The organism is uncultured Fibrobacter sp. (genome assembly GCF_937877005.1).
GTDB lineage: Bacteria > Fibrobacterota > Fibrobacteria > Fibrobacterales > Fibrobacteraceae > Fibrobacter.
On the sequence record NZ_CALEFV010000161.1, the window covers coordinates 1 to 20,919 of the forward strand.

At 51.7% G+C, this 20,919-nt stretch carries 17 protein-coding genes; 1 reads left to right on the top strand and 16 read right to left on the bottom strand.

What is annotated here, in order from left to right:
• The 9 genes from pyrF to Q0628_RS07590 all read right to left on the bottom strand — a co-directional run.
• Positions 1 to 622, bottom strand: a 622-nt coding sequence (pyrF, locus tag Q0628_RS07550) for an orotidine-5'-phosphate decarboxylase (protein WP_298769706.1), incomplete at its 3' end; no start/stop codon positions are given.
• Positions 622 to 1,845, bottom strand: a complete 1,224-nt coding sequence (locus tag Q0628_RS07555) for an RNA methyltransferase (protein ID WP_298769708.1) — start codon at positions 1,843 to 1,845, stop codon at positions 622 to 624. The genes pyrF and Q0628_RS07555, both read right to left, overlap by 1 nt.
• Entirely contained in the window at positions 1,842 to 3,710 is a 1,869-nt protein-coding gene (gene dxs, locus Q0628_RS07560; protein WP_298769710.1) for a 1-deoxy-D-xylulose-5-phosphate synthase, read from the bottom strand. The genes Q0628_RS07555 and dxs overlap by 4 nt, the downstream gene beginning before the upstream one ends.
• Positions 3,710 to 4,597 carry a polyprenyl synthetase family protein gene (locus Q0628_RS07565; protein WP_298769712.1) on the bottom strand — a complete coding sequence of 296 codons (888 nt, stop codon included), beginning with the start codon at positions 4,595 to 4,597 and terminating at the stop codon, positions 3,710 to 3,712. Before Q0628_RS07565 ends, dxs begins: the two co-directional genes overlap by 1 nt.
• 136 nt (positions 4,598 to 4,733) lie before the next feature.
• On the bottom strand, positions 4,734 to 6,407 hold the full coding sequence (locus Q0628_RS07570; RefSeq protein ID WP_298769714.1) for a hypothetical protein: 1,674 nt from the start codon (positions 6,405 to 6,407) through the stop codon (positions 4,734 to 4,736).
• A complete protein-coding gene (locus Q0628_RS07575) occupies positions 6,404 to 7,240 on the bottom strand; it encodes a TIGR02147 family protein (RefSeq protein ID WP_298769716.1) in 837 nt (278 codons plus the stop codon). The genes Q0628_RS07570 and Q0628_RS07575 overlap by 4 nt, the downstream gene beginning before the upstream one ends.
• 46 nt (positions 7,241 to 7,286) lie before the next feature.
• A complete protein-coding gene (locus Q0628_RS07580) occupies positions 7,287 to 7,664 on the bottom strand; it encodes a hypothetical protein (RefSeq protein WP_298769718.1) in 378 nt (125 codons plus the stop codon).
• 21 nt (positions 7,665 to 7,685) lie between these two features.
• Positions 7,686 to 9,035, bottom strand: a complete 1,350-nt coding sequence (locus Q0628_RS07585) for a GGDEF domain-containing protein (RefSeq protein WP_298769720.1) — start codon at positions 9,033 to 9,035, stop codon at positions 7,686 to 7,688.
• A gap of 105 nt (positions 9,036 to 9,140) precedes the next feature.
• On the bottom strand, positions 9,141 to 10,235 hold the full coding sequence (locus tag Q0628_RS07590; RefSeq protein WP_298769722.1) for a GDSL-type esterase/lipase family protein: 1,095 nt from the start codon (positions 10,233 to 10,235) through the stop codon (positions 9,141 to 9,143).
• Positions 10,236 to 10,283: 48 nt separating this feature from the next.
• Here Q0628_RS07590 and Q0628_RS07595 point away from each other — a divergent pair, with 48 nt between their 5' ends.
• Positions 10,284 to 10,742: a cytochrome c gene (locus Q0628_RS07595; protein ID WP_298769724.1), complete on the top strand. Its 459-nt coding sequence runs from the start codon at positions 10,284 to 10,286 to the stop codon at positions 10,740 to 10,742.
• A gap of 33 nt (positions 10,743 to 10,775) precedes the next feature.
• On the opposite strand, the gene Q0628_RS07600 is transcribed toward Q0628_RS07595, so the two are convergent.
• From Q0628_RS07600 to Q0628_RS07630, 7 genes are all read right to left on the bottom strand, one after another.
• Entirely contained in the window at positions 10,776 to 12,656 is a 1,881-nt protein-coding gene (locus Q0628_RS07600; RefSeq protein WP_298769726.1) for a hypothetical protein, read from the bottom strand.
• Between the two features lie 73 nt (positions 12,657 to 12,729).
• Positions 12,730 to 15,459, bottom strand: a complete 2,730-nt coding sequence (locus tag Q0628_RS07605; protein ID WP_298769728.1) for a helicase C-terminal domain-containing protein — start codon at positions 15,457 to 15,459, stop codon at positions 12,730 to 12,732.
• Between the two features lie 42 nt (positions 15,460 to 15,501).
• Positions 15,502 to 17,271 (bottom strand): Ig-like domain-containing domain, encoded by a 1,770-nt coding sequence (locus tag Q0628_RS07610; protein WP_298769730.1) that lies wholly within the window; start codon positions 17,269 to 17,271, stop codon positions 15,502 to 15,504.
• On the bottom strand, positions 17,271 to 18,674 hold the full coding sequence (gene lepB / locus Q0628_RS07615) for a signal peptidase I (protein ID WP_298769732.1): 1,404 nt from the start codon (positions 18,672 to 18,674) through the stop codon (positions 17,271 to 17,273). Before lepB ends, Q0628_RS07610 begins: the two co-directional genes overlap by 1 nt.
• A gap of 12 nt (positions 18,675 to 18,686) precedes the next feature.
• Complete coding sequence (locus Q0628_RS07620; protein ID WP_298769733.1) at positions 18,687 to 19,454, bottom strand: LytTR family DNA-binding domain-containing protein; 768 nt, start codon at positions 19,452 to 19,454, stop codon at positions 18,687 to 18,689.
• Between the two features lie 2 nt (positions 19,455 to 19,456).
• A complete protein-coding gene (locus Q0628_RS07625) occupies positions 19,457 to 19,978 on the bottom strand; it encodes a copper resistance protein NlpE N-terminal domain-containing protein (RefSeq protein ID WP_298769734.1) in 522 nt (173 codons plus the stop codon).
• A gap of 46 nt (positions 19,979 to 20,024) precedes the next feature.
• A complete protein-coding gene (locus tag Q0628_RS07630) occupies positions 20,025 to 20,912 on the bottom strand; it encodes an SUMF1/EgtB/PvdO family nonheme iron enzyme (protein WP_298769736.1) in 888 nt (295 codons plus the stop codon).
• Positions 20,913 to 20,919 lie beyond the last annotated feature (7 nt).

Genomic DNA, 20,919 nt, shown 5'->3' on the forward strand with positions numbered 1-20,919 from the left:
GTTCTTCGGGATGGGTCGCACCGACGACGGCACCGAGATAACCGAGGTTAGCGTCCCATTCCATGATCTTGTCGGCCACGGAATAGAAGGCTTCGGCAACGTCGCGCGGGTCGTCGCTACGGGACACAGGCAAATCCTGGAAATCATGGGCGCCCTTGTTGCTCGTGCGGAGCAGCACGTAGGCTCCGTTTTCGGAATTTTCGCGAATGAACGGACCCACGGAATCGGCGCCCATCCACGGAGAAACCGTCACGGCATCCGCCTTGTACACGTCATAGGCGGCAGTTGCGTAAGCGGCACTGGACTTACCGATATCACCGCGCTTGGCATCCAAAATAACGGGGATACCGGCACTGCGATAATCAGCAATCAACTGCTGCAGCACGAGCATCGCCTGCACGCTCACGCACTCGTAATAGGCGCTATTCGGCTTCACCACGGCGGGCATCACGTTACGCTTGAGGCCGCATTCCAGAATTTCGGAATAGAAACGCTTGATCTTGTCTTCGGCGGAACCTTCGGGACAGCATGGGTCAATCAGCTTCATGACCGGATCCATGCCGAGGCAAATCGGATTACCGCACTTCGCGATACGTTCTTCTAAACGGGCCTGAAAGTTCATTACTTAAGTTCCTCTTGAATCTGTGCAGCTTCGTAGCTGAGGATACCGTGAGCGACAGCGACGTTCAGGGATTCGAGTTCACTGCTCATCGGAATCTTCACCGTTTCGTCGGCAAGCTCGATGAAGTACGGATTGGTTCCGGCACCTTCGTTACCCACCAGGAACGCCATCTTACGAAGCTTATTCGAAGGAATCTGGCGCAGCGACTGCTTGGCGTGCAAGTCAGTTGCGATAATGGTGTAACCCTTGCTGCGCAAAAAGTTGATCTGGTCAATTAGATCCACTCCGAATTCGAAAGGCACGCGCAGGAAAGTTCCCGAAGAACCGCGTACCACCTTCGGATTGAAGGGGCTCACGGTACCACGGCCAAGGATCATTCCATCGGAACCGAAGCCAAGGCTTGTGCGGAATAACGTACCGAGGTTACCCGGATCCTGCACCGCATCCACGAGAGTAATCACGCTACGGCTTGTTTCGTATACGGGCTTCTTGCTCGCAATGCGAGCGACAGCGATAATCCCCTGCGTCGTCACAGTCGAAGAAAGACGCTTCATCTGTTCATCGGTCAGAATATTCAGCTTGATTTCCGCTTCGTTGATTTCTTCGATCAAGGCTTCGTTCTCGAAGGATTCAGTCACGTACACGCCTAGAACGATTTCACGATGATGGCTGACCAGTTCCTGTACCACATGCACGCCTTCACCCAGGAAACGGCCTTCGCGGTCTCGGCCCTTTTCAGTAGTGAGGGACAAAAGTTTCTTGAACCAAGGCGGATTGAAGCTAGCATCTTCGCTCGCTTCTGCAGCGGCCACGCGGGCTTCGAGTGCGGCCTCGTCCAAGACCTCTTCGACAACTTCTTCTTTCTGTTCCGGACGCTGACGGTAAACCGGTGCACCGGCATTAGCAAATTCGCGGCGTGGGCGGCGGTCGCCACCAAAGCGACCCTTGTCACCGAACGGACGGCGGCCTTCGCGTCGACCGAAGGAACCATGGTCATCACCATCGCGATGCGGACGACGTTCACGATCAAAGCGGCCTTCGCGGTCACCAAACTTCCTATCGCCAAAGCTCTTGCGTTCACCCTTACGGTCGTCGAAAGAACGGCCACCGCGTTCGTCGCGGTCATCATCACGACGCGGACGGCGGTCAGGCTTTTCGCTCACGCCGAACTTACGGTCAAGGGTCACTTTTACGGTGCGTTTGTTGTTATTTTCTTCACTCATACTTTTTCCATGATTTGTTTGGCGACGGATTCCCCGTCAATTTTCAAAAGCTTGAACAAGGCCGGTATTTCGCCCTGTTCCACAAAATGGTCCGGCAGGCCGAAGCGCAGCAGACGCTTATCGGTGTAACCAAGATCCATGAGCAGTTCACCCACGGCAGATCCATAACCACCCACCAGCGTATTGTCTTCGAGGGTCACAATCGTCTTGTGCGCATCAAAGAGCTTGCGGTAAACCTCGGTATCCAGCGGCTTGACAATGCGTGCATCCACGAGAGTCGGGTTCATGCCGTTTTCGCGGAGGACGGCAGCCGTTTTCTTGAGTTCGTTTGTCATGAACCCTGCCCCCAAGAGCAAGATGTCCTTGCCTTCTTCCAGAACCTTCGGAAGCCTCACGTCCACGGTTTCGGGAGCGGGCTTCAGGTGTTCTTCGAGGGCGGTGCCGCGCGGATATCGAATCGCGACAGGGCCCTTCATGTCGATAGACGCGCGCACCATGTCGCGCAGTTCGTTTTCGTTGCTCGGCGCCAAGATGGTAATGCCCGGCACCGTGCGCAGGTAAGACAAGTCGAACGCGCCATGGTGGGTCGGGCCGTCGGCGCCGACAAGCCCCGCCCGGTCAAGCACCATCACCACATGCAAGTTCTGCAAGGCGATGTCGTGCATAATCTGGTCGTAGGCGCGCTGCATAAAGCTCGAATAAATCGCGACCACCGGAACCACGCCATCGCAGGCGAGGCCCGAGGCAAACGTGAGCGCATGTTCTTCGGCAATGCCCACGTCAATCACACGATCCGGCAATTCCCTTGCCACGATATCCATGCCGCAACCTGTAGGCATGGCGGCCGTAATGCCGATAATGCGTTCGTCCTTCTTCGCAAGTTCCAGAAGCGTCTGTCCGAACACATGAGTCAAAGACGGGTTCGGGCTACCCGGAGAAAGCGGAAGTCCGCTTTCGGGGTCGAAAGGTCCAATACCGTGCCACTTGGTCGGGTTCTTCACGGCCGCATCAAGTCCGCGTCCCTTCTCGGTCAGGATATGCACCAGGCACGGGCCCGGCTGTTCCTTGACTCGCTGCAACAGCATAATGAGTTCATTGATGTCGTGACCATCGATCGGACCAAAGTAGCGGATACCGAGGTCCTCGAAGAAACGGCCCGGTTTCACCGCAGTCTTCGCGGCACGTTCCGCCTGCAAGAACAAATCGCGGAACCTAGAACCGAGTACGCCCGGAAGGCGCGTCATCAGGCGATCCAGGTCCGAGCGCATCTTGTTGTAGACCGGATCCGAAATCACCCTGTTCAGGTACTTGCTGAAGTTACCTACGTTCGGGGCAATGCTCATCTTGTTGTCATTCAAGATGATGGTCATGTTCTGCTTCGAAAGACCGGCGTTGTTGATGGCTTCGTAAGCCATACCGCCCGTCATGGAGCCGTCACCGATGACTGCGACCACGCTGTTTTTGCGCTTGAAGTGGTCGCGCGCCACGGCAAAGCCGAGGGCTGCAGAAATAGAGGTCGTCGCGTGTCCGGCGCCGTAGCAGTCGTACTCGCTTTCGTTCCTCTTCAAGAATCCGGAAATGCCACCCTGCTGGCGAAGCGTCTCGAAACGGTCGAAACGTCCCGTCAAAAGCTTGTGCACGTAAGCCTGATGTCCCACATCCCACACGATCTTATCGTCGGGCGCATTGAACACGTAATGCAAGGCAAGCGTCAGTTCCACGACACCCAGGCTAGAAGCCAGGTGACCGCCATGCTTCGCCACTTGACCGATGATGGTCGAGCGGATCTGCGACGCCAGGTTATAAAGCTCCTCCACCGAGCAATGCTTTATGTCCTGGGGGGACTTGATATTCTTAAGGTCCATTATTTAACCCTGGTGATGATGAATGCGGCTATGGAGCGCAGGATCGTGGTATCGCACTTGAGGCCATCCAGAGCCTTGAGCGATTCCTCGTACAGTTCATGCGCTCGCTCGCGGGACTTTTCGAGCCCCACGAGAGCCGGGTACGTTGCCTTGCCCTTTTCGATGTCGGAACCGGCATCCTTGCCCAGTTCCTCTGTCGTAGAAACGATGTCCAGAATGTCGTCCACTATCTGGAACGCAAGGCCGATGGCGCGGCCGTAGTCGCGGATAGCCTCGATAGACTTGTCGTCGGCACCGGCAAGCATCGCACCCACCTGGAGAGCCGCCTCGATGAGGGCCGCCGTCTTGTGGTAATGGATGTAATCGACCGTATCAAGGTCCACCTTCTTGCCTTCGCACTCGATGTCGATCATTTCGCCACCGATAAGGCCGTAGGTGCTGAGCAGGTGCGCAAGCACTTCGATCGCCTTCGCATTGCCCGTCTTGCCCATCAGTTCAAAAGCCAAAACGCAAAGGGCATCGCCCGCCATGACGGCTGTAGCCTCGCCGAACTGCTTATGGCTCGTGGGCTTTCCGCGCCTAAAGTCATCGTTGTCGATGCAGGGCAGGTCATCGTGAATGAGGGAGAAGGTGTGGATCATTTCAAGGGCGCTCATGGCGTAATCCACCGAGTTGCCCTTTCCACCGAACATGTCAAACGCAGCGCGAACAAGTGCCGGACGGAGTCTCTTACCGCCTGCAAACATCGAGTAGCGCATCGCCTCGTGGAGCCTTTCCGGACGGTCGGACACGGGCGGCAAAAATTCATCAAACTTCTTTTCCGCTTCCTTAGAAATGCGGGAAAGGTAATCAAGAGCAACAGATGCTTCTTTTTCAAGATTTTCCATATGTACAAAGATACTTAAATTCAGAGTTTCACACAAGTCTAGAAATATCAAAACAGCACTTCTACATGTGTTAAAACACAATAAAAAAACGCCCTAGCCGGGCGTCTTTCCGATGTAAGAAAAAAGTATAAGCAGTCTAGAACAAGGCGCCATAAAGCGTCACATCGTCGATGTAGAATTCGGTGCCATCCTGCACAAAAATATGGAACTGCTTGACATAATCCTTGATGGTACTCCAGGTAGTGAAGCAGCTTTCGTCGGTGGCGCTACCCACGCACAGTTCCGCCGGGTTCACGCTAATGCGCTGCCACTCCGATGAAAGCGAAATCCATTCGGTTGCAGCCTTCAGATTCTTCGTCGGATCGATATAGTTTTCAAGCGAGAGCCTAATGTTGCCATCGCCCTTTGCATAGAACACGACGGAATCGATTGCGGAGAAGTTCATGTAATGATCGAACGAAGAGCCGACCAGCACCCACGCGTAATCGTCATCGGCAAGTTTATACTCACTGTGGAACACTTTGGACTTGCGATCAGAATCATATTCGATACCATCCTTGACACTGGATGCCGAAATGACGGTTCCCTTCTTGAGCGAATCCGAATTCAAATACCAGCCGTTCACATCGCCCTCGAAATCCTGTAGCACCATCACGGGGCTCAGGAATTCGGTACTATAAGGTTCCCCTACCGCGTTCCATTCCTTGTACAAGGCCTTGGTGCTATCGGCCATCACGAAGTAGATTTCAAGGGAATCATTCGCTGGAACATTCGGAAGTACATAGGCTCCCAAGTCATTCGTCTTGACTAAAAGATCAAGCCCATAGACACCCACCCACAAATATTCGAAGCTAGAACGAAGTGTCACCTTGCTCGAAATCGAAGCGGTCGCATCTAGGCGCAATGTATCGATTTTCGAAAGATCCTTTGCGGCAAACACCTTGGAGAACGCATAGCCATCCGTCGTCACCGTCAGGCGGAAATTTCCCTTGTCCGGCCAGTCCAAGTCAAAACGGCCCTGACCATCGGCGCGCAAATCGGACTCCACCATCGAGTTACGGACAACATAATCATCAACCATTGCATCTGCTGCGCGAAGAGCGATTGTCGCATAGGCGGCAGGAGTCCCATCGTCCAAGAGAGCAACAATTTTTGGCAGCGAATCCCGGGAAGTTGTATCCGGGTTGACCTTTTCAATGCGGTAATCCTTCATCGCAGATTCCCTCGGAATCATGTAGACGGATTCCTCGCCCAGGTTCTGGTCAAAGTCCTCATTCATGAAATAAAGCTTCAGAGAATCGTTCGCCGGGAGCGACGGAAGCGCGAACCAGCCGCGTTCATCAGTCTTGACGAGAACATCCATTCCGACGACACCGACCCAGACCGCGGACGAGCCTTCGGGAATATCCACGACACCGGCCATCACGGCCGTCGGATCGAGCTTCACCGTATCCGGTCTAGTAGCCTCGCCCACCTCGGCAAAGTCTCCGTGCTTCACAATTCTAGAATATGCCACGCCGTCATGCACCACTGTCAGGCGATACTTTCCTTCGGCCGGAATATCCAGATTGAACATGCCGTTTTCATCGGCATAGATGTCGGCCTCCACCAGCGCGTTCTTTTCGACAGGTTCTTCAGCCTTAAAATCAACCTTGCGAAGAGCCACCGTCGCATAGGATGCGGCACGGCCATCGACAAGCGCAATTCCATTGGTAGTAATGCTACCCGGTCCACCGGCAACGTCGTCTCCCTTATCGGAACAGGCGACCAAGCCTACTACTAGAGGCAAAAGAAAAAACAGTCTTCTCATTTTTCTTTCTCCTTTAGAGGTTTAGTGAACGCGAGCGGGAACATCTGGATATTCAACTGGAACACAGTGTCATCATCCGTCCCTTCTTGAGATAAACGTAGTAAATCTTCACGGAAAGCGTTTATCTTTTCGCGAAGCAACTGAATATCATCCATGCAAAAAGTCATGGTGACCGTACTAATGTCTCTAAGGAACGGCTGGTGGCGGTCCAAGGACTCGTCAGCGAGACGGATGGTTTCATGCTGAAACGCGCGCACAGCCTGCGAGCGCCAGTTTCCACCGGTACTCACAAAGGTATCGTTGACCTTCCAGTAGCCATCGCGGTCCGTCGAAATCATGTTCAAGTCCGAAAGCAGTTTGACCGCGTCGCGGGCTTCCTTTTCGGAAATGTTCGGGGTACAGCTCTCGGCAAGGCCCTGGTAATCGTCCTTGAACTTGCAAATACCGATGACGGAACGAATCGCGTTGTAGTACCAGTGGCGGTAGAACTCTAGTTCCTTCTTCTGCAAAAGCTTGAGCGAGACGCCCTTGAGCGCCTGCATGCGCTCGTAATGCTGAAGAGCGTCGGCATCGGTCTTTGCACGACCGAAGTATACCATCTCGGCCCAGTAATCGGCTTCCTTGCCCTCCAGTTCGAAGAACTCGGCCGCGGGCTTAATCAGGCTCAACGGCAAGTGGATCTTGCCCTGAGACACGCGAAGCAGGTTGCCTGGATCGGCCCCCATCTTCATGGCCATGTAACGCCAAGAAATGACAGTCTTTCTCTGTTTAAAGTCGTCAAAGGCATCGCGCAACCATTCCCGATAGTCGGTATATTCAAAAATCTGCTTCATACCTAAAAAGATAAATCCTTGACTACCAAAAACCTACGCTGCCGGACTAATCTCCGTTGTGGAATTTTACAACAGTTTTTAGGTCCTGGTCGCAGCTGGCATGCCACTTGCACTCCGGTTTGTCCATTATGGTCAAATCCCTGCAAATTCCTTCAAATTCAAGGATTTCGGAGTTTTCGAGATTCCTAGATATCGTTACGTCGTAGCTAATTTCGTCAATGGAGGACCCCTGTACCGCAGACTCCCCCATCAAGCGCGAAGTGAGCAAAATCACGCAGTTGTCCTTGCGGGGCATAAGGGATTCATCCTCACCCTCGGCAATCTTCCAGCGCAGCTGGAGAGGACGAAAATCAGGTTCTGGAACCCGGTTCGCACAGGAAAGGAGCAATAGCGACAGAAATAGGAGGGTAAGTGGCAATTTCATAGGGAGCTTCCCCAGAAGAAACTACCTTGCACGCTTGGAAATGGCAATGGTAACGCGGTTGCGTCCATTTTCCTTGGAATCGTACATGGCCTTGTCGGCCCGGTCGAAGAGACGCTTGGGATCCTCGCCCGCAATCATCTCTGTCACGCCAAAGGAGCACGTAATCTTCTGCTGCTTGATCAGCTGCGCATTTTCGATTTCAAGGCGGAGCTTTTCGGCAAGGATCTGGGCACTCTGCAAGGGAGTCTCTCCACAGAGAATAACGAATTCCTCGCCGCCCCAGCGCACGAGGCTGTCGCTGTTACGAATCTTTCCATGAATAAGCTTGGAGAGATTCACCAGGACTTCGTCGCCCACGTTATGGCCGTAAGTGTCGTTCACTTCCTTGAAATGGTCAATGTCAAGCATGATGAACGAGACGGAACTGCCATTCTTGTTCTGGTTTTCCTGTTCGCGCATCAGCACGCTACTGAAGCCCGCACGGTTGAGACATCCCGTCAACGGGTCCTCGCGGCTGGACTTCTTGTAATCGTTCATCTCGATTTCAAGAGCACGCAGGTTCTTTTCAAGTTCTTCGCGCTTTTTCTTGTTGTAGGCGCGTTCGCGGCTATAGTCAAAGAAGCGGATGACAAGGATTATAAGGAAGGTCACGAACCAGAGCGCAACGAGAGTCGTCACTAGATTGACCTTGGAAATAACCTTTCCCTTGAAGCAAAGGCCCCTGATTTCGAGTGTTCCGTAGCCAAGCGGGGCATTGGTACCCGTCTGGATTTCGATGAAGGAAACATTGGAGAGATCGACGCCTGCCTTGTGAACGTTAATGTTGTTCTGCGCAACCCACCAGCCCGCAACACGGAATTCGTTCGGAACGAACACTGCCGGATAGGTCTCTTCCAGCGGGAAGAATTCAATTTCGTTGAACTTGAGAGAAGATTCGTCGCCCGGCTTCGAGAAGGTACTGTCGTAATTACGCATGTAAAGACGAACGGAGCCTTCGCCACGGGGTTTCACCCACACGAAAACACTGTCATAGTGGGAGAGATCGCGGCCATGCACCAGTTCCTTGTCGGGAGCGGAACCTTCTGCACCCAGGAAAATCTTAAGGCCCACATACGGATACGCATACCCTTCCTTCAGTTCATAATCGACGATAATCGTCGAATCGGTACGGGTAAGCTGCACGACAGAGGTTCCACCGACAACGGAGTCACTTTCCGCCTCGACATAGGCATACTTGGACAAGCGGATATATTCGATATCGTCCAGACCATTCTGATACGCCAAGAGCGCTATGACCGTAACGGCCAAAAGCACAAAGATCAAGACATTCATCCTGAACAGCATGTATATCTTTTCCAATAATCTGGACATAAGAACTTTCCTAGAGTCTAACCTAACCTAAATATATAAAAAAGCCCTAAAAGTCAACCCAAATTGCACTCATTATGGCAGCCGATTGCCCCAAAAAGAGCAAATTTATCTAGAAAGCCACTTACCAAGGCGTCCCACAATGGGGCGCAAGGTCTGCGCCATATCCTGATGCGAATGAAGATTCGGGTGTCCCAAAAGCGCCGTATTGTCCGTCTGGACCGTCACGAATTCCAAATCCTTCCTGCCAGCCGCAATTTCAGCATCGTATACGGCCTTGACAGTCGGAATAAGGTCATCATTGGGCCAAATCTTGGTAGACACTAGCACAAACTTGACACCCGGGTGGGCCTTGCGAAGTTTTTCAAGCAAATTCGCATAAGCCTTCCTGAAAGCCCCCTTGTCACCATAAGGTGGGTTTCCCTGGAAATCGTTGATTCCGATAAAGAGGACTATGACCTGCGGATGAAAGCTATCAAAATCATAACGAATCGAAGCATCGTCCACCCCATTGGCAACATCCCCCGGAGCCTCGCCCGGAACCGTATACTCGTAAAGGCGCTGAATGGTCCAGTCAGGAACGATGTTGTCGTAGTTGCGCACAAGACCGCGGCCGCTAAAGGCGTTCACCTGGAAATCGGCCTTATAACCGTCGGCAAGCAAGAACGCATAGCTTTTGGACGCGTTCGTCTTTTCAAAAAGGAGCGATTCATCCTGACCATTCTCACCCTCGTTACCGAAACCCACCGTAAAGGAGTCACCGATAAACTCGATACGACGGTTCGCATGCTTCGGAGGGGCCGCAAACTTCCCCGACTTATCCGTCGCTACCTTGTACAGGCGTACGCCACCGGGATTGCTCTCGTTAATCTTGATCAGACGGTAACGGTGGACCGCTCCATCACCGGAAAGCTTTATCTTGGAAACGGCTCGGCTGTTCGTCGTGAAAATCGTCACCAACTTGCCATCTTCGTCAAGGCGGAAGCGGCCTTCGCCCTCAATCTCAAAGGACAGTTCTTTCGCCGATGCATTGAATTGCACCATGGCGGCAGGCGCACTCGTACGGCTGTATTCCTTGCCATGTTCCCAACGGCCGCTAAACAACAGGTTTTCAGAGAACTGATTCACGAGGACCTCCGCTCCAAAAGTAAATGACGCCGTAGCCAGGGCAAGCGACGCCCAAAGACGAGATAGATATTTCATGGGGAAAATGATAGTAAAGTCTTTTCGTCTTTTTCTACATTGTTTCTCATGAATCGGGGTAAATGGACATTGACGGGACTGACGCTATTCCTGGCATACGGACTGCTGCTGGGCGTCTGCGCCTTTGCCGACGATTCAGCCCCTGCAAAGGCCCCCCTGCCGGGGTCCCCGGGCGACACGCTCACCCGGGAAGACGCCCGCATGGCCCTTCTTGTCTATAAGCTGCTCGACAAGGACGGCAAAATCAAGGGAGCAAACATCAAGCGCGGCGAAAAGCTGTTCTACCAGAACTGCAGACCATGTCACGGAAGCGACGGCAAGCGCATCAACTTCGCCCCCTATTATGAAGCGCCCGCCTATATCGGGCAACGCGCCCGCGAAGAAACGCCCACCTTCTGGTATCAGGTGAATTTCGGCGATAAGGAACGTGGCATGGAAGCCTACATTGACGAATTCGAATTGCAGGAGCTCATCGACATTGCGGGATTCGCGCAGACCTTGCCTTAAAAAAGCCCGCTGCTATGCGGGCAATTCATTTACTTAGGGTTGCTTGCCGTTATAGACCTTGACTTCCTGAATGAATGAAAGGTCTATAAACTCCGACTCTTCACTACCATAGGGCTGAATTTCGATTACCTGCGGGCTCTTCGCGAGCTTTAGCGCATGCACGAAGAAGTTTCTCTCAAACTCCTTCTCGCCACGTCTAGCCGGATTCCTAATCTTGGCTCCGATAAGGTTCCCCATGGTCTTGGCATAGCGCAGAACCTTGACCAGGTCAAACTGGCTCAGGCGCTGGTACGTATTGCCATACTTGGTCGAATTTATCGCAGAGGATTCGTTCCCGGAAACATCCTTCAGTTCGTAGTCAGGAGCCTTCGCTTCAGGCCAGACGGCGACAAAGTCCTTGCGCCATTCTTCCGTCGGAGCCGCAGAACGGCCCTCATCGCTCCTTTCGACCGATGGACAGTAGCCATAGTTCGTCAGGATTTCAAAGGCACGGGACTCCATTTCGGGTTTCAGGATAAAGCCGTAATTAGGAATATGCTCCAAGGTACAGTCCATAAACTGCGGAAAGCGCGACAATTCTTCGACCACGTCCGAACTTTCAATCTTGAGCAAACGGACGGTCTGCACGCGGGCTCCATAATAGGCCGAATTCCATTCCGCAATCGTCGATTCCACGTTTACAGGGGGCTTAAGCCAGTTCTTGAAATTTTCAATTTCCGATTCGGCGATGCCGCTCTTCAAGCCGCGCAGGTACGAGTCGCGGTCCAGGGAAAATCGCAGGAAGGTCTCGTCGTTTTCCACCTTGGCAAGGCATGCGAGCAAAAGCAGCACGCGAGGCGAGGTCCCCGTCGAGGCAACCAGTTCAAAATTCGGGAGACAGGAAATGTTCTGCTCCGGAATCGATGCAATCGACGACTCAATCCAATCTTTCGCCGACTGTTCCAAGGAAACAGACTGAATCTTGGAACCGTTCATGTTGAAACGAAGCAGACCGAGAATCCACATTTCACGAAGCGGACGCGGAAGAAATTCCCAGGCGACATCCCCCATCTTTTCCTGCAACCTGAATGTCGGATCAAGACTCCAGAACAGATACGACGCATCCATGGCAGAAACCGTACCATCCAATTTGCGAAGCAAGCGGACGCAGTGGCTACGATCACCACGGAAACGTTCCTTGAGCCACCATGACAAAAGATCCTGATGCAGGCGGAAACCGTTCTTACGAATAAAATCTAGAGCCTTTTCGGAGGGAACAAGGCACGAGTCCTGCTGCTCGATCCAACCATTGCCGAGCATGAAGTTGAAAATCAACGACAGCTCAGCCTCGGCAGCCTTTTCGGAAATACGGTGGGCCGTTGAGAAGGCGTCCACGCAAACCTGAAAGCTGCGACGATGCATCAGATTGCTGTTGTTCACCTTGAGCTCACCCTGCAACGCAAGTGCGAGCACTTGGCAAATATGCCAATCCACCAAATTTTGATAAGCGACGCCAACAACCTTGGCCGAGCACTCGGCAGATGTTATCGGCAAGCTGAAGCAGCCTTCAAAATTCGAGAATCCGTAATAAACTGTCGTACTGGTAGACGGAGAGCGCCATAGGAAAAATTCACGGCACATGTTCAGCAGGAATGTCTGCAATTCTCGAGTCTTGCTAACAGGCACCGCCAGACGCAGTTCGTTAAAGGTAAGTCCTCTGGATGCGCTATCATAAATCAAGTTAAGGCAGCGACGCTGCCACAATTCCATTTTTTCAAAAGCTTCTATCGCGCGCTTTTTGTCACTATAGAATGATAGCGTTTCATCCTGAATCAAGGCATTGTTCAAAAGGCCCTTGTGGCCAAAAGCCTTTGCATGCGCATTACGCAGCAACGGCTTGGACATCCCGTCAAAAAAAGCGTTCAAATCAAACATCTAATTCACCCTTCGTAGGGTGGCCAAATATAGAAAAATAAATGTCAGGACGCAGAGCGTAGGCTGCGAACATCTACTTCAGAGCAGCTTTCACTTCGTCTACGGATCCGGCCAGTATCTGCTTACTGTTCCAGATGCGCATAAAACTCTTACCGTAGTGTTCCGTCACGACACGGTTGTCAAGAATCAACACCTTGCCAGAATCCTCTTCGGACCGAATCAGACGACCGAGTCCCTGACGCAATTCCATATAGGCTTCCGGTACAAAAAATTCCTTGAAGGCATTCTGGCCTTCAGCCTTCATCTTGTTCGTGATTCCCGCAACTAACGGATCGACAGGATTCGGGAACGGCAGTTTCGGAATGACGAGCAATTTGAGCGCATCACCCGGGAAATCGACTCCTTCCCACAAGCTCTGGCAACCGAGCAGGCATGCGCCACGCGACTTGCGGAACATTGCCACGAGACCGTCGAGAGCACCATCTACATGCTGGCAAAGGAGTAATTTTTCCCTTGCGGCAAATACGGGGGCAAGTGCAGCCTGCGCCTTCATCATCGCAGAAATACTCGTAAACAGCACCATCGTATTCTCGGAAACATCCGGCAACAACGCGCAAAGCGTTTCGTTCACGGAATCATTGTACTCAGGTACAGAAGGCTTGGGCAGATACTTTGCAACAATTACCGACTGGCGGGAATCCTTGGCATGCGAATCGGCATAAACGCGAACGAACGGATTCTTCTTTCCCTCCAGGGCATCCATTCCCATTTTTTTAATAAAGTAACCCAATTCTCCCTGCACAGAAAGCGTCGCCGAAGTAAATGTCGCCGATTTGATCCAAGGATAGAACTTTTCCTTCCATGGGCCACTTGCGCTGAGCGGACATGCATGCAGCTTAATCGTATGCGGATTGAAGGGTTCTTCCATAAAGAACACCCAGTCTTCGCGTCCCGCCTTCACCAGGAACTCAAAATCCTGCAGGAATCGTGACAGTTCCGTCATGCGACCGTTCAAGTCACTCAGAAGTCCCGATTCCTTGTCCAAGTTACGCAAGGAATTCGACAAGGTTTCCGCAAGCTTGATAACATTGAGCCCCTGATCCATAAAGTTGGCAGGATCAGCATCGTAATCAGCGAGAATTCCCGACACGTAAGAATATCCGTTACGGTTGTTCTTCTGCTTTGCAAGCTTCTTGCCAATCTTCATGAAGAACCGGTGTAGAGCCTTCTCGGTTTCGCAAAGCGACTCCGACAGGTTTACACATAGTGCGTGCAGCTCCGTCTCTTCTGCAGGAATGCGGGCTTCAATTTCAGCAATCAGACCATCTCGGTTTTCTGCATCACGGTTGCGGGACGGAACTAGAGTCTTGATGATGTTACGAAGCGCAAAGAACGACACCGTACGGCCGAATGCCTGGCTACTCACCTGCGGAAGGCGATGGGCTTCATCAAAAACAATATGCTCATACAACGGCAAAAGCGCAAAATCCAGCGAAAGGTCTGCAAGGAATAGCGAATGATTCACTAACAGCAAGTTCGAGTTCATGGCACGACGCTTAGCAGCGAGAGCCGGGCATTTCCCATAATAGGGGCACTTATCGCCAAGGCAGGATTTTGCGGAACTTGCCATTTTGGACCACAAAACGCGATTACGGCCCTGACTAAAGGAATTACATTCGTTTACGTCGCCCGTTTCGGTAGTGTAGGCCCATGGCACAATAGCCATAAAGGAATCTATTTCATCTGGCGTCAACAAATTGCGAGGAGCCTTCATAATTTCCTCGAACTTGCGTACGCATAAATAATTCTCGCGACCCTTGAGCACGGCAGGTTTCAGCAAGCCGTCGTACAGGCCCTCAATCAGCGGAATATCGCTTTTCAGTAATTGCTCCTGAAGGGCGCGAGTCGCCGTACTAATCACAACGCGTTCGCCCGACACGGCCTTGTTCGCCGCAGCCACGAGATAGGCTAGAGTCTTTCCAGAACCCGTCGGAGCCTCCAAAATACAAAGGCCGCCCTTGTACATGTTGCGTTCCACTACCGAAGCAAAATCCTTCTGGTCATGACGCTGCTGGAACTTCTCGACCTTCTGCGACAAAAGGCCGTCTTCAGCAAAGAACTCGCTCACGCGCGGGACCTTGCCCTTTGCAGGAACATCTTCTAGCGGGACATCGGGCAAGCGGTAAACGGGCTTGTCCTCATCCGACTCCACAGAGGACCACACGCGTTCCCAATCGCTTCCCTTCGCAATCTTCGACAGCACTCCGACAAGCCACGGATCACTGTCGGCAATCTTATCCAGAGCCATTACAAAAAGGCGGCCGCAGGCAACAGCATCGGGAAGGGCGCGGTGTGCGCGGCTACGCTCAATTCCCAGTTCCTGAACGAGAGTGTCCAGACGGTGATTCGACACATTCTGATAGGCTATACGAGACACCGTCAAAGAATCCCATACCGGATGATCGTCAAAAGAGATTCCCACCTTCGCGAATGTCTGCTTGAGGAATTTGGAATCGAACATCGCATTGTGAGCAACAATCGGTAAATCGCCAATAAACGAAAAAATCTTACCCGCTACGGCGGCAAACGGCTCGGCATTCTCAATATCGGCATTGCTGATACCCGTCAAACTTTCGATAAAAGGACGCAACACAGCCGAAACCGGCTTCACTAGGTAATCCACAGACTCCGTTTCAACACCGTTCTCAAAGCGGACAAGCGCCACTTCAATAATCTCGTCTTTTTCGAAATCGAGACCGGTCGTTTCAAGGTCTATTGCAACAAAAGATTTCTGATTTTGCATGTAGTTCCTCTATAAATTCACTCACACTCAGCAAATACCCGTTCACTTCAACGAAGGTATATGTTCAGTAAGACTTTCAAGGGCATTTTCGCCGTTTGTAACCTTGAGCGTATCATCAATGGCTCGCCATGCGGAACCATACCGCAAAGGCTCGACAGCACCACCATCGGGCAGATCTTTCCCCTCCTCAGGGAAATAGTAATCCATCAGGTATGCACCTTCGACCAAGTCGTCAAATACGAAACTGCCATCTTCCCTGCAACGTTCCAAATAATACATTCCCGTTTCAGCCGAAAGCAGACGCACCATCGCCTTGGAATTTCCTCCCGGAATAGTCCCCTTCAATTTAGCGAGCTTAAGCTTGCTCACCGTTTCAAACTTCTGAAGTCGCTGATACTTCAGTTCGATAACCGTATCGCGCTTGCCGCTGCTATCGGCCGCAGCCAGGGTCGTGTCCATGTATCCTTTCAGGAAGCTTATCGCTACATCGGTTCCCCACGGAGCCGGCTTTTCAACAACAAAGCGCACCGGATCAATTTGTTTCACCTGTACCTGTATCGTATCCTTATTTACCGACAGGTAAAACGTCTCGGTAAGCGAATCCAGCTTTGGCTTGTCAAAGTACACCACTAACGAATCGTCCGGGAAAAGCACCTTCGCCTTGGAAAGCGCCTTCACGCCCTTTACAGCAGGCGGAAGCGTATCGGATTCCATCTTAAGCCATTCCCATTCAACCTCGTTATGCAGCGTATCAAGCGGACGGAAAAGGGAATCTTTCGCGGTATTGCAGGCAAATTTATAAAGGATCTCTTTTTTGGGTGCAGGATCAAAATAGAACTGAGGCTTATTGGAACTGGAACCGAGATAGACCTTCTTCGGATAAATTTTCTTGTTCTCGGGAGAGGTCAAGCTGCAATTAGTCGTATCGGCAAAAGTCGAATCAAAATACACGTTACGTGAAAAGCTCGCTTCAAGCACATTCGCAAAAGGCTGACTCACTGATTCCAGCTCAAGCTTTGTTGAATCCATATCGGCCACGGCAAGCCATAAGGTATCGCTCGATTCCGCAGTCAGCAGAAGATCTCCAGTCCAGAGCCCCACCTGTTCCGTCGAAAGTTCCACCTTCTGGTTTCCGTTACCATCCATAAAAGCCACGACGCGGTAATGCCCCGCCTTGAGCCCCGTCAAGGTAAAGTGTCCCGCGCTGTCTGCACGAGTCACATAGAGTGGCGGTTCCTTCAACAGCATCGGTTCCGCCCCAATTTCCTTCGTCGTCGAATCGCGGAACTTGTCAAGATAATGTCTCGACTTACGCTCCGCCCCCATCAAAAACAGACCCACGCTCGGGTATTCCTTCTTGCGCGACATTTCTTGGTTCACCAAGACGCGTCCCGAAACTGTCAGCGAATCAATGACAGAACCCGTCGAGAATACGACCTGGAAAGGCTTTGCAAGCGCATTCCCATGCAAGTCCTTGATTCCACCCGCAAAAGTAATCGTGTAAGTCGTTCCCGTATCAAGAACGGCTCGCGAAGTCAGCAGCAAGGTCCTACCACTGACCTCGAAACGCAGCTTCTTGTCTATCGGCGGGGATATCGATACGGCACCGCGCGGAATCGATGCATTGATCCATTCGTCAAACTCCAATTTCACCATGAGCTCATTCGGATGATTCGTCGTATTCGGAGCTGGATACACGCCGGCCACACGCGGCGGCAGCTTGTCTTCGGGGCCACCACTAGGAGCCACCTGTGTCGCACAGGCAATAAGCAACAAGGCCGCAAGGGCGTATAATGGAGCAACGAACTTCATCAGTCTATCATGTGAATGATCTTGCCAAGACGGTTCCAACGAATCTTGAACGGCAGGCGCCACCAGGTAAACGGATTTCCAAGAGAGAATGTTTGATCATCATTATCAAACGAGAAGTAGATGACAAATGCCTTGGCGCGGATATTACGGAGCGAAACAAAGCCCCAGTAACGGCTATCCGCAGAATTGTCGCGATTATCACCCATCATGAAGAACTGCGGAGTCTGTACGACATAGCTTTCCAGAGGCTTTCCACCGAGAAGCAACCTGCGGCGGATTTCAAACCTAGATTTCGGGGCGGCATCCAGCGTGTCGCCGGCAACGCCTTCCACCGTCGTCGTTCCATCCTGAGGAGCATCGACATCGACCCTTTCTTCCGTTCCCGCGATATCTTCTTCGGCCTTGTTCAGCAAGGCGACATTCCCCTCAAGATCGCGCAACAACGAAGCCTCAAAAGCGACATAACTCACCTGACGAGTAAAACCGCCTTGAATATTCGGATCAATCATCGGCAAGTAAGCGATACGGGCCAGTTCCCTAAAGTAAGAGAAGGACATCGCTCCCGAAACCGTATCGCCCTGAATCAAACGCTGCTGCAGTACGACATGATTGCGGCGGAAATACTCGTTCAGCGCAAGGCCACGGTCATTCTCGACAGGAATTCTAAAATTTTCAAATTCATAATTGTTGACTTCCGTACTATCCTGCCACAGCGAAATATCCAGCGTCACGATTTCGTCGGGATTTTCCTGCGCCACCAGCGAACGCAGCCACCATAGTTTTTCTAACGGGAGAGAATCGACATAAAAAGTATCCCCCACCGAAGGAACCACAAAAGTTTCCCTTTCGTCACGAGGCGAGAAAGTACGCGCACTCGCCGTCCACATGCCACGACCGGGCAGAGTATCCTGTCTTACGCCATTAATGTAGAGACGTCCCTTATGAACGGCAACCGTATCGCCACTCACAGCCACGCACCGCTTAATATAGTCCTTTGGGCCATCCGCATAATGGACCAAATGCGGCTGGCCACCTTTCGGTTCGTGGTCCCAGTAAAAGTTTCCGAACATAAGCGCATTGAACAAGTGCGTATAGCGTTCCGGATTTCCATCGGGATATTCCGGCTCACCCGGATAGCGGAAAATCACCACATCGCCCTTCTCGGGCTGCGCATATCCAGGAAATTTCTGATTGCTAAAAGGAATCGGCGAGCCGTAAGTGAACTTAAGACCAAGCAAGAAGTCTCCCGTATGCAGGCTTTTCTCCATCGATCCGCTCGGAATCTGGAAAGCCTGGATTACATACTGAATCACAATCAGGGCAAGAGCCACCGGGACCACAATTTCCCTCAGAAGTCCCTTCAAAAATTTCACGGCCGAAAACTTTTCTTCTTTCTGTTCCATCAGATTACATCATTAAAGGTTACGAATTTTTTTTACCAAAGAACGGCTCACAACCAACTGAGTTGCCGCTTTGTCCCGAAGCATCATCACCATGCGGCCAGCGTCACCCTTGCGGCACTCGGCGATGTAGTCTATCGCCACGATATGGGAACGGTGCACGCGAGTAAATCGCCTCGGATCAAGTTTCTTTTCAAGTTCAACAAGCGGAGTGTCGATGACATACGACCCATTCACGGTATAGACCGTCGTATACTTTTCTTCACTGTGAAAACGAATGACTTCATCGATATTCACGAACAGAATCCTGTCGCCCACCTTCACCTGGAGGCGCTGCAGATAAAAGTCACTCATGTCAACCAGATTTCGCAATTTTTCCCAGCTGAATCCCGGAGGGAATGCCGTGTCATCCACTTGCGGGATCATACGACGCAATTTTTCGACAGCCGTCGCCAAGCGTTCGGTCTCTACCGGTTTCAGCAAATAATCAACAGTATTTTCCTCAAAAGCCTTCAACGCAAAATTATCAAAAGCCGTCGTAAAAACGACCAAGGGAACTTCATCCGGCCGCAAGGAATGCAGCACCTCAAAAGCATCCATGTCCGGCATCTGGACATCCAGGAATACGACATCCGGAAGCATCTCCTGAATAGCCTTAATCGCTTGAGTTCCTGATCCCGCTTCACCGACAATATCTATTTCAGATGCATAGGGTTCCAACAACGACAGCATGCGTTTACGCGCTAGCGGTTCATCATCTACAACAAGTGCGGTACATTGCATCGCTACTCCTTCAGACTATCGGTTTTATCGCTATCTATTTTTACGCTATCCTTTGTCGGATTTTTCTTTCCTGGAGCCACTTTGAAAATCTTGATGAGCTCGGCACGCAGGCCATCCTTGTCTTCGTACACGGTACCAGCACTCGTCAAGTAAGCGAGATTACCGAATTTGCCACGCAAGAAACTCCAGCGGATCGACTTGTCGGAAAGTTCTATCGTGACAACGCTATCGCTTGCCGCAAAGGTTCCCCTGAGCGTATCCACTTCGAGCGTATCCCGGACTATCGTCTGCACCACTTCTGCAGAATTATCTTCGGAAAGCGTGACCCGGACCATCTTCGCCGTACAATCGTCGCAAGGAAGGCGACCCGAATAAAGTCCCGGCAGTTCCTTGGGGATTTCGATGGGCGGAAGGTCCGGCAATGGTTCCGATTTTTCTTCGGAACAGCCAACAAGTGCAATTGCAACAACAGCGAAGGAAAGGGCAACACCCAAAAGATAGGCTTTCATTTTCAAAATACTCATAAGTTCCAATTTAGCAATTCAGGGATTATCAAGACTGCGTTTTCTCCTAGAAACCCGTCGAATAGACAATCCTGAACCCTACGGTTTGTCCTGCATACAGAGGAATTTTCTTGTCCCGTTCCCCCGAAGCAAGTGCTGAAGCCTTGTCAGACCAGCCACCACCTCGTACAACGCGATACTCGCCATTTTTCGGACCTGTATAATTTTCACTAGCCGAAGTCGGATAGACGCCAAACCAGTCATTCACCCATTCGGCGACATTGCCGCCCATATCATAAAGCCCGTACTCATTCGGTTCATACTGAGCCACTTCCACAGGGCCCTTACTTTGTGCATAATACGCATATTTGGAGGCTTCTGCCGTCCCCCAATAATAGGTCGTATTCGTCCCTGCGCGAGCAGCCACTTCCCATTCCGCTTCCGTCGGCAAGCGGACCGAGACTACATCGTATGCAATTCTCAAGCCGACCAGTTTACCATCGACCCCTACAGAATCGTACACATAAGCAGTATCTGCGCCGATCGTCTTGGAAAGGGCATTGCAGAACAGCACCGCTCCATACCAGGAAACATCCGTTATCGGCAAGGCATCGTCTTCAGCAATCCGGTTCTCCTTAGGAGTCATCACCTGTCTATAGACACCCCTTGTCACTTCCGTTTCGCTAATGAGGAACTCGTCCACATCGAAGTCGGCAGCACTGCGCACAAGCCTAACCGCCGGCACGCTCACCATTTTAATGTAATCATCCAAAGACGCGTCACCAGCATCCGAACTTCCACTTGACGAAGTAGGAACATCGTTATTCGAGTTTCGATTGATGTCATCGCCAGGATCAATCCGTTCGTCTTCCATAGACTCTCCGTCTGCCGTACACGCGACAAAAACGAGCGCGAACAGACTTGCCAACAATACGCTAAATTTAAACGGTTTCATATATTCC